General features: G+C 71.5%; 12 protein-coding genes. 9 read left to right on the top strand and 3 right to left on the bottom strand.

From position 1 onward, the window contains the following. Nucleotides 1-2: 2 nt before the first annotated feature. Both V1633_RS07135 and V1633_RS07130 read right to left on the bottom strand, forming a co-directional pair. On the bottom strand, nt 3-461 hold the full coding sequence (locus tag V1633_RS07135) for a YbjQ family protein (protein ID WP_331213386.1): 459 nt from the start codon (nt 459-461) through the stop codon (nt 3-5). A 379-nt stretch (nt 462-840) separates the two neighbouring features. Next, nucleotides 841-1,533, bottom strand: coding sequence for a S1 family peptidase (locus tag V1633_RS07130; RefSeq protein ID WP_331213385.1), 693 nt, complete (start codon nt 1,531-1,533; stop codon nt 841-843). A 380-nt stretch (nt 1,534-1,913) separates the two neighbouring features. Between V1633_RS07130 and purS the strand changes: the two genes are divergently transcribed. From purS to V1633_RS07110, 4 genes are read left to right on the top strand one after another with little or no spacing between them, the layout of a single operon-like run. Beyond that, nucleotides 1,914-2,168 carry a phosphoribosylformylglycinamidine synthase subunit PurS gene (gene purS / locus V1633_RS07125; protein ID WP_331213384.1) on the top strand — a complete coding sequence of 85 codons (255 nt, stop codon included), beginning with the start codon at nt 1,914-1,916 and terminating at the stop codon, nt 2,166-2,168. Further along, on the top strand, nt 2,165-2,848 hold the full coding sequence (gene purQ / locus V1633_RS07120) for a phosphoribosylformylglycinamidine synthase subunit PurQ (protein WP_331213383.1): 684 nt from the start codon (nt 2,165-2,167) through the stop codon (nt 2,846-2,848). Before purS ends, purQ begins: the two co-directional genes overlap by 4 nt. A 17-nt stretch (nt 2,849-2,865) precedes the next feature. After that, on the top strand, nt 2,866-5,577 hold the full coding sequence (gene purL / locus V1633_RS07115) for a phosphoribosylformylglycinamidine synthase subunit PurL (protein WP_331213798.1): 2,712 nt from the start codon (nt 2,866-2,868) through the stop codon (nt 5,575-5,577). Next, nucleotides 5,577-6,350, top strand: coding sequence for a 2-phosphosulfolactate phosphatase (locus V1633_RS07110; protein ID WP_331213382.1), 774 nt, complete (start codon nt 5,577-5,579; stop codon nt 6,348-6,350). Before purL ends, V1633_RS07110 begins: the two co-directional genes overlap by 1 nt. Before the next feature lie 102 nt (nt 6,351-6,452). Here the strand turns inward: V1633_RS07110 and V1633_RS07105 are convergent, their stop codons facing one another. Next, the gene (locus V1633_RS07105) at nt 6,453-8,309 is read right to left on the bottom strand and encodes a carboxypeptidase regulatory-like domain-containing protein (protein ID WP_331213381.1); all 1,857 of its coding nucleotides are present in this window, start codon (nt 8,307-8,309) and stop codon (nt 6,453-6,455) included. Between the two features lie 277 nt (nt 8,310-8,586). Here V1633_RS07105 and V1633_RS07100 point away from each other — a divergent pair, with 277 nt between their 5' ends. The 5 genes from V1633_RS07100 (at nt 8,587) to amcA (ending at nt 13,511) form a co-directional block, all read left to right on the top strand. Beyond that, nucleotides 8,587-8,940, top strand: a complete 354-nt coding sequence (locus V1633_RS07100; RefSeq protein ID WP_331213380.1) for a sterol carrier family protein — start codon at nt 8,587-8,589, stop codon at nt 8,938-8,940. A 150-nt stretch (nt 8,941-9,090) separates the two neighbouring features. Next, nucleotides 9,091-10,668 carry an amidophosphoribosyltransferase gene (gene purF, locus V1633_RS07095; RefSeq protein WP_331213379.1) on the top strand — a complete coding sequence of 526 codons (1,578 nt, stop codon included), beginning with the start codon at nt 9,091-9,093 and terminating at the stop codon, nt 10,666-10,668. Between the two features lie 144 nt (nt 10,669-10,812). Next, entirely contained in the window at nt 10,813-11,958 is a 1,146-nt protein-coding gene (purM, locus tag V1633_RS07090) for a phosphoribosylformylglycinamidine cyclo-ligase (RefSeq protein ID WP_331213378.1), read from the top strand. 238 nt (nt 11,959-12,196) lie between these two features. Next, nucleotides 12,197-13,300, top strand: coding sequence for a cyclophane-forming radical SAM peptide maturase AmcB (amcB, locus tag V1633_RS07085; RefSeq protein ID WP_331213797.1), 1,104 nt, complete (start codon nt 12,197-12,199; stop codon nt 13,298-13,300). After that, a complete protein-coding gene (gene amcA, locus V1633_RS07080; protein WP_331213377.1) occupies nt 13,269-13,511 on the top strand; it encodes a multiple cyclophane-containing RiPP AmcA in 243 nt (80 codons plus the stop codon). The genes amcB and amcA overlap by 32 nt, the downstream gene beginning before the upstream one ends. The last annotated feature ends 25 nt before the right edge of the window (nt 13,512-13,536 follow it).

Raw genomic sequence — 13,536 nt, 5'->3', positions numbered from 1 at the left:
GGTCAGTTGCGTGGTGTCGGGGTGCCGGCGGCGCTGCCGAGGTTCGGGGCGCTCGGCGGCTCGGCGATGGCGCCCGAGTCGCGGGGCTCCGCCGGGTGCGCGGTTTCCGCGGCGACCTTCGGCTGGTCCGTCGGAGCGGGCTCGACCGGCTGCCGGACGGCCACCACCGCCGTCCCGTACGCGCAGATCTCCATCCACAACTCGCCGACGTCGCGGTGGTCGAAGCGCATCCCGAGCACCGCGTTGGCGCCGAGCCGGGTCGCCTCCTCGCCCAACTTCTGCACGGCGTCGGTACGCCAGCGGGTGAGGTTCTCGGGTGCGTTGGGGTCGTACGCGCCACCTCGGAGACTCTTCACCCCCTCCCGGTACGGGTTCCGGGTCCGGGCCTGGGAGGAGACGACCTCGCCGAGAATCGCGCGGATCTCGTACCCCGGGAGTTGATCCGTCGTCACGATCAGCACAGGTTGATGCTGGCAGAGAGTGGCCCGGCCACTTCGCGAGCCGTGTTCACATCGCAACACTCTGCGAAACGAGGCGACGACCCCGAACGGCGTGCCGGAGCCTCGAACGGGTGACACGGCCCCGAACAGGTGCCGGCGCCCCGAACAGGCTGGCGGAGCGCCGAACAGGTTGCGGCGCCGCGAACGGGGTGCCGGCGCCCCGAACAGGTTGGCGGAGCGCCGAACGGGTTGCGGCGCCGCGAACGGGGTGGCGGAGCGCCGAACAGGTGGCGCGGCCCCGGAACGGCGTACCGGGGACGGCGGGCCGAAACGGCGCGGCGCGGACGCCCCGGGCGAGCCGGGGACGTCCGCGCCGTACCCCTGAGGAGGGTTCGAGGGCCTAGACGCCGGCCACGGAGGTGATCCACGACCGGTTGTAGGCGACGCTGCCGTAGTTCTGGATGCTCTGGCCGTCGGCCGTGGAGGCGACCCCGACCTGGGCCCCGTTGTAGAACTGCGGGCCACCGGAGTCACCCCGCCAGGCGTTGCCGTTGATCCGGGTGCTGCGGATCGCCCGCCCGCCGTACGCGTCGGTGACGTTGGTGCTGGTCACCTGGACGTTGGCGGTCTTCAGCTGGGTGGCGGCGGAGCAGCCGCTGTAGCAGGTCATGCCCCAGCCGTAGATCGAGTTGGTCGAGCCGACCGGCGGGTAGCCGCTGGACAGCGAGACGTACGAGGTGTTGATCGCGGTGGAGAGGTTGAGCAGGGCGAGGTCGTACCGGCTGTAGGAGGCCGTCACGCCGCTGGTGACACCTCCCGAGGACCGGTTGACGCTGCCCACCCGTACCGACATCGTGCCGCTGACGCAGTGCCGGGCGGTGAGCACCCAGCGTGCCGCGATGATCGTGCCGGAGCAGGTGAACGAGCCGTTGCTGAACACCGCCGCCGCCCAGGGAGCGGAGGAGACGGTACCGCCGCCGATGATGTGCGACGGATCGCCCGCCGACGGCGGGGCGGCCGGGGCCGCGGCCGGCGCGACGAGCACGCCGGCGAGTGCGGTGGCGAGCATCACCAGGGTTCGGCGAAGACGCATGGAGGGGCTCCTTCCGGGGGGTCACCCGGGATCACCGGGTCGGTTCGAGCCGCCGTAGGCGGGTGGATGTCCGCCGTACGGATCTGGACAGGTCGACGTTCGGTGGCTGAGACCGGACGTTTGACGCCACACGCTAAGCCGTTCGTCACCTATTCACAAGAGTGAACCTCTCCGGTCGTTCTGGGACCCGCGTCGGGCCCTGACCGGATCGACAGGAGGCGCGCCGGGGATCCACCGGGGCGCCCGGAGCGGACCGCCCGTCGCCATCGGCGGGCCCACCGGCCGGCCCGTGCGCCAACTGCCTGGTCTGCCGGGTAGGCTGGCTCCGCTCGCCCCATCGTGGGCCGGCACCCAACTGCGTACACAGTCAGGAGTGCCCAGTGCCTCGCGTCGTCGTCGACGTCATGCTCAAGCCGGAGATTCTCGATCCTCAGGGCCAGGCCGTCGCGAATGCGCTGCCGAGGCTCGGAGTCACAGACGTGTCCTCCGTGCGCATCGGCCGGCGGATCGAAATCGAGTTCTCCGGCCAGCCGGACCTGGACCGGGCTCGGGAGATCGCGGACAAACTACTGGCCAACCCGGTGATCGAGGACTACTCGATCCGCCTGGCGGACCCGGAGGAGAGCACTCCATGACCGCCCGGATCGGTGTGGTGACGTTCCCCGGGTCACTGGACGACCGGGACGCCGCCCGCGCGGTACGGCTCGCCGGTGCCGAGGCGGTGTCGCTCTGGCACGACGATCCCGACCTGCGCGGCGTCGACGGCGTGGTGCTGCCCGGCGGCTTCTCCTACGGCGACTACCTGCGCTGCGGCGCCATCGCCCGGTTCGCCCCGGTGATGGAGACGATCGCGGCCGGTGCCCGGGCCGGCCTGCCGGTGCTCGGCATCTGCAACGGGTTCCAGATCCTCTGCGAGGCACACCTGCTGCCCGGCGCGCTGACCCGCAACCAGCACCTGCACTTCCGCAACCGCGACCAGTGGCTGCGCATCGAGTCGGCCGGCACCGCCTGGACCAACACCTTCCAGCCGGGGCAGGAGATCCTCATCCCGGTGAAGAACGGTGAGGGCTGCTACGTCGCCGACGAGCGCACCCTGGACGAGTTGGAGGCGACCGGCCGGGTCGTGGCGCGCTACGTGCACGGCAACCCCAACGGATCGCAGCGGGACATCGCCGGCATCACCAACGAGGCCGGCAACGTGGTCGGCCTGATGCCGCACCCCGAGCACGCCGTCGAGGCGCTGACCGGCCCGTCCCTGGACGGCCTCGGCTTCTTCACCTCGATCCTCAAGCACCTGGCCGGAGCGCCGGCATGACCGAACGGAGTGAGGTCATGGGCCAACCCGAGCCCACCCTCGCCGATTACCCCTCGGCACCGGTCGACCCGGCCGGTCTGGACACCGTCGCGCAGGCCACGGCGACCCCGGGCGAGCTTCAGCCGTACACCGAGCTGGGGTTGCGCGACGACGAGTACGACCGGATCCGTCAGATCCTGGGCCGCCGGCCGACCCAGTCCGAACTGGCGATGTACTCGATCATGTGGAGCGAGCACTGCTCCTACAAGTCGAGCAAGGTCCACCTGCGACAGTTCAGCGAGAAGGCGCCGCCGAGCGACCGGATGCTCGCCGGGATCGGCGAGAACGCCGGCGTGATCCAGGTCTCCGACAAGCTCGCGGTGACCTTCAAGGTCGAGTCGCACAACCACCCGAGCTTCGTCGAACCGCACCAGGGCGCGGCGACCGGCGTCGGCGGCATCGTCCGGGACATCCTGGCGATGGGCGCCCGGCCGATCGCGGTGATGGACCCGCTGCGGTTCGGCGCCGCCGACCACCCCGACACCGCCCGGGTGCTGCCCGGCGTCGTCGCCGGCATCGGCACCTACGGCAACTCGCTGGGTCTGCCGAACATCGGCGGCGAGGTCGTCTTCGACCCCTGCTACCAGGGCAACCCGCTGGTCAACGCGCTGTCCCTCGGCGTACTGCCGGTGGACCGGCTGCAGAACAAGGCCGCGGCCGGCCCGGGCAACGTCGTCGTCCTGCTCGGCGCGAAGACCGGACGGGACGGCATCGGCGGAGTCTCCGTACTCGCCAGTGCCACCTTCGACGACGCCAGCGAGCAGCGCCGCCCGTCGGTCCAGGTCGGCGACCCGTTCATGGAGAAGCTCCTGATCGAGGCCTGCCTGGAGCTGTACGACGCCCAACTGGTCGTCGGCATCCAGGACCTCGGCGGCGCCGGGCTCACCTGCGCGCTGACCGAGACCGCCGCCGCTGCCGGTACCGGCATGCGGGTCTGGCTGGAGCGGGTGCCGCTCCGTGAGGCCTCCATGGAGCCGCACGAGATCCTGGCCAGCGAGTCGCAGGAGCGGATGCTGCTGATCGTCGCGCCGGACCGGCTCGACGCGGTGCTGAAGACCGCCGAGAAATGGGGCGTGCCGGCGAGCGCGATCGGCGAGGTCACCGGCCCCGAGTCCGGTGTCGAGCCGGGTCGGCTGCTGATCACCTGGCACGGCCACCCCGTGGTCGACGTACCGCCGGGGTCGCTTGTGGACGACGGCCCGGTGTACGCCCGCCCGATGCGCGAGCCGGCGGACCTGATCCTGCTGCAGGCCGACCGGGCCGAGACGCTGGCCCGACCCTCCACACCGGAGGCGCTGCGCGAGACCGTGCTGCGGATGATCGCCTCGCCGAACCTCTGCGACAAGACCTGGATCACCGAGCAGTACGACCGCTACGTGCTCGGCAACACCGTGCTCGCCCAGCCCGAGGACTCCGGAGTCATCCGGATCGACGAGGAGACCGGGCTCGGGGTGGCGATCTCGGTCGACGGCAACGGCCGGTACGCCCGGCTCGACCCGTACAACGGGGCCAAGCTGGCGCTCGCCGAGGCGTACCGGAACGTGGCGGTGACCGGTGCCCGGCCGGTCGCGGTCACCGACTGCCTCAACTTCGGCTCGCCGGAGGACCCGGCGGTGATGTGGCAGTTCGCCGAGGCCGTACGCGGACTCGCCGACGGCTGCGCCGAGCTGGGGATCCCGGTCACCGGCGGCAACGTCAGCTTCTACAACCAGACGGGTGCGGCGGCGATCCACCCCACGCCGGTCGTCGGTGTGCTCGGGCTGCTCGACGACGTCACCCAGCGGGTGCCGATGGGCTTCGCCCGGACGACCGGAGCGGACCACGACCTGATCTTCCTGCTCGGGGAGACCCGGCTGGAACTCTCCGGGTCCGAGTGGGCGTGGGTGACCCACGAGCACCTCGGCGGCGTGCCGCCGAAGGTCGACCTGGCGGCCGAGCGTACGCTCGCCGACCTGGTCGCCGAGGCGGCCCGGGTCGGGCACCTGCGGTCGGCCCACGACCTCTCCGACGGCGGGCTGGCCCAGGCGCTGGTCGAGTCGAGCCTGCGGTACAACGTCGGCGCCCGGATCGCGCTGCCGGAGGGCTTCACCACCGGTTCGATGCCGTTTGTCTTCCTGTTCAGCGAGTCGGCCGGCCGGGCCATGGTGGCGGTGCCGCGCGGGCACGAGAAGGCGTTCACCGCCCTCTGCGCCGAGCGGGGTGTGCCGTGGACCCTGATCGGGGTGACCGACACCGCCGGTGGCGAGCTGGAGGTACGCGACCAGTTCACGATCGGGCTGGACGAGCTGCGTGCCGCCTTCACCGCGACGCTGCCGAGCCTCTTCGGAGGCGCGGCGACCACCGTGGCGTCGCCGGAGGCCGCGGCGACGGGTGCGACGGACGCGGAGGCGGCCGGGGCTGGCGTGGCCGGGGCAGTGGACACGGCCTCCGAGCCTTCCGCGCCGACCGGGACGGTCGAGCCTTCCGCGCCGACGGAAACGGCCGTCGCCGACCCCGAGCCGGCCGAGACCACGTCGACCGACCCTGGACGGGTCCAGGCCACGACCACTGTCGAGCCTGACCCGGCGGCGGAGCAACCTGACCCGGCGGAGCCCACCGTCGACCCGGCCGGGTCGACGGTGGTCCCGGAACAGCCGGCCGCTCCGGCCGGGGAGCGTACGACCCCGGCGGGCGGCCCGCCGACCTCCTGATGGGAGGGGGCGGGCGGTTCCCCGAATCGGTCTACACCCAGCCGGGTAGCGGGGCCCGCTTCGACTGGGGACTGGCCGGCGCGGCCGAGCTGAGCAAGGTCTGCGCCGCGCTGGTCGTCGTCGACGTGCTCTCCTTCACCACCTCGGTGGAGGTGGCGGTCGCCCGGGGGATGCGGGTACACCCGTTTCCCTGGGGCGCCCAGGCCGGCACGTACGCCGCCCGGGTCGGTGGGGTGGCGGCGGTCGGTCGACGCGCGGTCACCCCGGAACACCCCTGGTCGCTGTCACCGGCGGCGCTGCGTACCGCGCCTGTCGTACCGGATCTCGTGCTGCCCTCGCCGAACGGCTCGGCGATAAGCGCGGCGGCGAGCGCGACCGGGGTGCCGGTGGTGGCGGCCTGCCTGCGCAACGCCGCCGCCGTCGGGCGCTGGCTCATCAGCCAGGGGTACGGCTCGGTCGAGGCGCCGGTCGGAGTGGTCGCCGCGGGCGAACGGTGGCCGGACGAGACGATCCGACCCGGAGTGGAGGACCAGCTCGGTGCCGCCGCCGTGCTGGACGTGCTCGCCACCGTGCCCGGCGGACTCTCCGTGGAGGCGGCGCTGGCGTTGGCCACCCTCGCCAGCGTGCCGGATCTGCCGGCCGCGGTCCGGGGCTGCGTGTCCGGGCGGGAACTGACCGCCAGAGGCTTCGGCGACGACGTCGAGATAGCCGTCCAGGTCGGCGTCTCCGACGTCGTACCGGTGCTCCGCAACGGCGCGTTCACCGCCGCCTGATCCGACCTCGGGACGGGATCCCACCCTCGTTCCGGCCGGAAACGCGAAGGGCCGGGTCCGCCATCGCGGACCCGGCCCTTTCACCTGCCGTACGTGGTGGTGTCAGTCGTCCAGCCAGTCCAGCGACCGACGCTCCCCACGACCACCCTGCGGCGGTGCGCCGGAGCGGCTGTGACCACCGCCGGCCCGGGGGGCGTCGTCGTAGTAGCCGCCCTGCTGCTGGTCGTAGCCGGCCCGGTCGTCGTAACCGGCCTGGTCGTCGTAACCGCCGTGACCGCGCTGGTCGTAACCGGCACCCGTGCTCGGCTGCTCGTAGCCGTCGTCCTGGCCGTAGCGCTGGGTCGCGTCGTAACCGCCGGCCCGGTCCGGGTAGCCGTTGCCGTAGCCGTCGTCGGCCCGGTCGTAACCGGCACCGGTGCTCGGCTGTTCGTAACCACCACGCTCAGCGCCGTACCCGGCGGCGTCGTAGCCGTCGTCCTGGCCGTAGCGCTGGGTCGCGTCGTAACCCCCGGCACCGGAGGACGGCCCGTAACCGGCGTTCGAGTCGTACGGGTCGCTGGGCTGCCCGTAGTCGTCACCCTGACCGGTGTACCGGCCGGTCGGCTCGTCGAACTGCTCGTCGTAGCCGCCACCGGCGGCACCCGTGCGGTAGCCCGCACCGGAGACCGGGGCGCCGTAGCCGCCCGCACCGGAGGCGGGGGCGTTGCCGTAACCGGCGCCCGAGGCGGGGGCGTTGCCGTAGCCGGCACCGGAGGCCGGAGCGGCGGAACCGTAGCCGCCCGCACCGGAGCCCGGGGCGTTGCCGTAGCCACCCGCGCCGGGCCGGCCGCCGTAGCCGCCCTCGTCACCCCAGCCCTGCTGGGCCGGGGTGGCGCCGTAGCCACCGGGCGGACCCGACTGCGGGTTCGGCAGCGGTGCGCCGTACGGGTCGGGGAACTCGTCGACCAGCGGGGCGTTGTGCATCATGGTCGGCGCGTCAGCCAGGGACGACCGGGTGACCATGGTGGCGTCGGAGGCGGAACCGGCCCGGTTGGCGACCCGGGTCGGCTCGTCGCCGCCCCGGTAACCGCGACCGCCACCCGCCGGGGTACGCGGACCGTCCTCGTCGTCGTCCTCGTCGTCGCCGTCGCCCTTGCGCCGCATCATCAGCAGCACGATGGCGCCGACACCGAGCGCGACCAGCAGGCCGCCGGCGAGGATCAGCAGCATCGAGCTGCCGCCGCCGGAATCCTCGTTGCTGGCGTTGTTCTGCTCGGTGCCGTCGGCGGGCTCGTCGGTGGGCTCGTCGCCGGGTTCCTCCTCGAGGGCGGGGTCCTCCTCGGCCTCCTCGCTCGGCGTGGCCGAGGGGGTCGGGTCGGTGGCGGCGAGGGCGAGTGAGATGCCCCGGCCGGTGACCCGCTGGCCGTTGGCGCCGCTCACCGACAGGGTCCCGGTCACCCCGTCCTTCGTCACCCGCAGCTCGATGGAACCAGGGGTGATCGGGTTGTTCTCCGACCCGCGGAACTGGAAGACGCCGCTGCCGTTCGTGTTGGTCGAGTAGCTGTGCCCCTGCGAGTCACGGAGGGTGACCCTGGCGTTCGGGACAGCCGCACCGCTGGCCTCGTTGGTGACCTTTCCGGAGACCTCGGCGACCGTCGGGGTCTGCTGAATCTCCGGCCCCGTCACCTTGATGTTCCGGGCGGCGCCGCCGTTCTCGCGTCCGATCTCGGCGCTGATCCGCACCTGTCCGGAGCGCTCCTGTCCGGCTGGGACGTTGCCGGCCTGCAGCCTGACGCTGAAGGTCTTGCTCTCGTTCACCGGGATGCTGTCGGTGAACTCGCAGTTGTCGACGCACCGCAGTTCGCCGAACGTCGAGCTGACGCTGACGTCGACGGAGGTTGCGGGTACGAGTCCACCGCTCTTGTTGAGGATGGAGAAGCTCAGCGTCGTCTGCTGGCCCGGCTTCAGAGCGGCGTTCACCCCGGTGATCGTGACCACCGGTGGGTCTGCGAGGGCTGGTGTGGCGGGGTTAGCGAAGAGAGCGCTGGCCGCCAGCGCCACGACCACACCGGCCCGTGGAATCCAGGCTCGTCGGTGTGTTGTCACGTCCACCGCCTTCCGGTTCAACCGCCGACTTCTCGCCGGCTGAGGATCAACCCATACGATTACACCGTCGGCAACTATGCCTTGTCTGACCGGATGAGCGCGACCCAGGGGCGCCGAGAAATGCGACAAACACGGGTCGTATCGTCCCGATATGCCCTCTGAACACGGTATGTCCCCGGCCGTTTCGGCGGCTCTGGCGGACCTCGACGCCGGACGTACGCCGGATCGCGCCACTCTCCGTGACGCCGTTCGTGCGCTGTTGTCCGCTCTCGCCGCACGCGCGCCGGGTAGGGCGGTCGAGGTACGGGTGCCACCCTATGGCGCGGTGCAGTGCTGTCCCGGCCCACGACACACCAGGGGTACGCCGCCGAACGTGGTGGAGATGTCTCCGCTCACCTGGGTGCTCCTGGCCACCGGCCGGCTGCCCTGGGTGGACGCGGTGAGGGACGGTCGGGTGAGGACCAGTGGCATTCGCGCTGATATCTCCCCCTACCTCCCGATCTAGCATTATTCACTCATTACTAACCGTTACTAACAGCAGCCAATACGTGGCTCTCTGTATCAACTGCGGGTCGCGTACACTGTTGATTCGACGGAACTCCGTATCACCCGGGCGACAGGCGAGTCCGAGCGAACTCAGCAAAGGGAGCGGCAGGTGCCCCGAGGCGACGGCCGGTTGAGCCATGACCTCGACCCCCAACGACCCGGCCCCCAGGACGCGTGTGGCGTCTTCGGTGTCTGGGCGCCGGGGGAAGAGGTGGCGAAACTCACCTACTTCGGTCTCTACGCACTCCAGCACCGCGGCCAGGAAGCGGCCGGCATCGCGGTCAGCGACGGCTCGGGTGTGGTGGTCTACAAGGATCTCGGGCTGGTCGCCCAGGTCTTCGACGAGCCGACCCTGGCGAGCCTGCGCGGCCACCTGGCGATCGGGCACGCCCGGTACTCCACCACCGGCGGCTCCACCTGGGAGAACGCCCAGCCGACCATCCGGGCCACCAGCGCGGGCACCACGATCGCGCTGGCCCACAACGGCAACCTCGTCAACACCGCCGAGCTGTCCCGGCAGGCGACCGAGCGTGGCATGGACTCGGACGACGGCTCGACCAACGACACCTCGCTGGTGACCAGCCTGCTGGCCAGCCGACCGGACCTGTCTGTCGAGGCGGCCGCGCTGGAGGTGCTGCCCACCCTGCGGGGCGCGTTCAGCTTCGTCTTCATGGACGAGACCACCCTCTACGCCGCCCGGGACGCGTACGGCGTACGGCCGCTGGTCCTGGGCCGTCTGGAGCGCGGCTGGGTGGTGGCCAGCGAGACGTCGGCGCTGGACATCGTCGGCGCGAGCGTGGTCCGCGAGATCGAGCCCGGCGAGCTGATCGCCATCGACGAGCACGGCCTCCGCTCGGCCCGGTTCGCCGCGCCGGAGCCGAAGGGCTGCCTCTTCGAGTACGTCTACATCGCCCGGCCGGACACCACGATCGCCGGCCGCAACATCCACGCCGCCCGGGTCGCCATCGGTCGGCAGCTGGCCCGGGAGCACCCGGTCGAGGCCGATCTGGTGATCCCGGTCCCGGAGTCCGGCACCCCGGCCGCGATCGGCTACGCCGCCGAGTCCGGCATCACCTACGGCGCCGGCCTGATGAAGAACCCGTACGTCGGCCGTACCTTCATCCAGCCGTCGCAGACCCTGCGTCAGCTCGGCATCCGGCTCAAACTCAACCCGCTGCGGGAGAACGTCCGGGGCAAGCGGCTGGTGGTGGTCGACGACTCCATCGTGCGCGGCAACACCCAGCGGGCGATCGTCCGGATGCTGCGCGAGGCCGGCGCGCTGGAGGTGCACGTCCGCATCTCCTCGCCGCCGGTGAACTGGCCGTGCTTCTACGGCATCGACTTCGCCACCCGGGCCGAACTGCTCGCCAGCGGGCTGGACAACGACGGCATCCGGCGCTCGATCGGGGCGGACACCCTCGGGTACGTCTCCCTGGACGGTCTGGTGGCCGCCACCGAGCAGCCGAAGACCCGACTCTGCCGGGCCTGTTTCGACGGCGAGTACCCGATCGAGCTTCCGGCACGGAACCTGATCGGCAAGCACGTACTCGAAGGAGTTGACCGCCGGGTCGCGGGGGGCGCCCCGGAGGAGACGGGCGACCGTCCGGTCGGTGCCGCCGCGCGCGGTGCCACCGGTCAGCCGTTCGTGAACAGTTCCAGTGGCGGAGAGCAGCCGTCACACGCGTGAGTACCACGTCGGTCGCGACTGACGAGTTCCGGCCGGCGATCAGGACCGGCCCGTCCGGACAGCACCGGTCGGGCAGTACGACAGTCGAGCGATCCTCGACCGCGACCGACGCGGCCAGCCGCGAGAACCACTAAGGGGAGAACCGTGACGCACGTGACCGAGCGCAGTGGAGCGGGAAGCGGCCCGGCTGGCACCCATCAGCCCTGGACGGCGGGGACGGGGCGCGCCGGCCGCAAACGCACCACGTCGTACGCGGATGCCGGCGTCTCGATCGAAGCCGGCGACCGCGCGGTCGAGCTGCTGCGTCCGAAGGTCAAGAGCACCCGGCGCCCCGAGGTGATGGGCGACATCGGCGGCTTCGCCGGGCTGTTCCGGCTGGACACCCAGAAGTACCGCAACCCGATCCTGGCCTCCTCGACCGACGGCGTCGGCACCAAGCTGGTCATCGCGCAGCAGATGGACATCCACGACACGGTCGGCATCGACCTGGTCGCGATGGTCGTCGACGACCTGGTCGCCTGCGGCGCCGAGCCGCTCTTCCTGCTCGACTACATCGCCACCGGCGAGGTCGTCCCGGACAAGGTCGCCGAGATCGGCGCCGGTATCGCGGACGGCTGCCGGTACGCCGGCTGCGCGCTGCTCGGTGGCGAGACCGCCGAGCACCCGGGCGTGCTCCGGCCCGACGAGTACGACATCTCCGCCACCGGCGTCGGTGTGGTCGAGGAGAGCGAGATCCTCCGGCCGGAGCGGGTCGAGGTCGGTGACGTGGTCATCGCGATGGGCTCGTCCGGGCTGCACTCGAACGGCTACTCGCTGGTCCGGCACGTGCTGCTCGGCGCCGGTCGGATGCGGCTGGACACCGTGATCGAGGACTTCGGCCGGCAGCGCACCCTCGGCGAGGAGCTGCTGACCCCGACCAAGATCTACGCCCAGGACTGCCTGAAGCTGATCGCCGAGGCCGAGGTACGGGCGCTGGCGCACATCACCGGTGGCGGCATCCCCGGCAACCTGGTGCGGGTACTTCCCGACCATGTCGACGCGGTGGTCAACCGGGCCACCTGGCGGCCGCAGCCGATCTTCGACCTGGTGCAGTCGAAGGGCCGGATCGAGGACCCGGACATGGAGGCCACGTTCAACATGGGCGTGGGCATGTTCGCGATCGTCTCGGCGGAGGACGCCGACCGCGCGCTGGCCACGCTCACCGGGCGGGGCGTCGAGGCATGGCAGGCCGGGGAGATCATCGAGGGCACCGGCGAGGTGCACATGATCGGTCAGCACACCCGGGGCTGACCAGCGGCGCGATCGCCACCCGGCCGACCCCGACGGGTCGTTCCGGGTGGTCGGCGCAACTGTGGGCGTTTACGCGAAACGCGCCAAATCCCACAAGCCAGAAGGTTGCCTCGAATCCGCGTGATCCTTGGCATACCCGGTCAGGACTTCACCGGAGTGGCCAGCGCCCCCTAGCCTGAGGGCACCTCGGGCACGGGGAGGAGGGGGCATGGCTGTCCGACGACAGGAGTTTTCCGGCATGCGGGGGGTCGCCTCGGTCCCCAGCTACGTGGTCATGCAGCCGACGACGCTGTGCAATCTTGACTGCGCGTACTGCTATCTCCCACTCCGGTCGGCGGACCGGCGGATGTCGGTCGCGGTGGCGGAGGCAGTCGCCGTACCGGTCAACCGGTGGGCCGAGGAGGGCCGGTTCTCGGTGGTGTGGCACGGCGGTGAGCCGCTCGCCGCCGGCCGGACCCACCTCGGCGCGCTGCTGGCGCCCTTCCATCCTGCGGTGGAGCACCACGTGCAGACCAACGCGACGCTGATCGACGACGCCTGGTGCGAGTTCCTCGCCGAGCACCGGATCCGGGTCAGCGTCAGCGTCGACGGCCCCCGGGACCGCAACGCCGAGCGGGTGACCCGGGGCGGACGGCCGTCGTACGACCGGATCATGGCCGGGGTCGAGGCGCTGCGCCGCAACGGCATCGCCTTCTCCGCGCTCTGCGTGGTGAGCCGGCCGGAGGCCGGCCTCGCCACCGAGCTGTACGACTACTTCCTCGACCTCGGCTGTGACGTCCTGGGCATCAACATCGAGGAGACGGAGGGGGTGAACACCCGGCGCAACACCCACCGGGCCGAGCAGGTCAGCGGCTTCTGGGCGGAGCTGGTCACGGCCTGGCGTCGCGACCCCCGGATCCACCTGCGGGAGGTCGAGTGGTCGCTGCGGTACGCGGCGGCGGTGCTCGACGGCACCGAGGACCAGGTACTGCCCCGCCAGCTCGACCCCATCCCGACCATCGGGTACGACGGCTCCGTGGTGTTGCTCTCACCCGAGCTGGCCGGCTTCTCCGACCCGGACTACGGCGACTTCAGCAGCGGAAACGTCCTGGAGACGGCGCTACCGGACATTCTCGCCGCCGCCACCGGCACGCCGTGGGTGGCCGAGTTCCTGACCGGGGTGGAGTCCTGCCGTACGCGCTGCCCGTACTTCGGCTTCTGTGGGGGTGGCCATGCCGCCAACCGTTACTTCGAACACGGGCGCTTCGACGGTACGGAGACCGACCACTGCCGCAACAGCAAGATCCGTCTACTAGAGGGAGTGTTGGACCATGCCCGACACCACCAGCCGACGCCAGCCTGAACAAGCCGGGGCGGAGGCCGGCGACCCGGTGGCCCTGCGGGTCCGGGACGCCCGGGCGGGACTGACCACCCTGCTCCAGGAGGCGGCGGAGGCGCGACGGCTTCGGGCCGAGGTGCCCGCGAAGAACGCCGACGGCACCAGCGCGGTCTGCGCCTGGAACCACTTCGAGAACATCCCGACGTTCTACAACTGGAACAACCGGCCCCGCTGAGCCCTTCGTCCGACTCTGCCGCGCC

This window comes from Plantactinospora sonchi (assembly GCF_036422035.1).
Lineage (GTDB): Bacteria > Actinomycetota > Actinomycetes > Mycobacteriales > Micromonosporaceae > Plantactinospora > Plantactinospora sonchi.
Note: the sequence above shows the minus strand (reverse complement) of the source record. Positions and strands in the feature narration are given on the sequence as shown.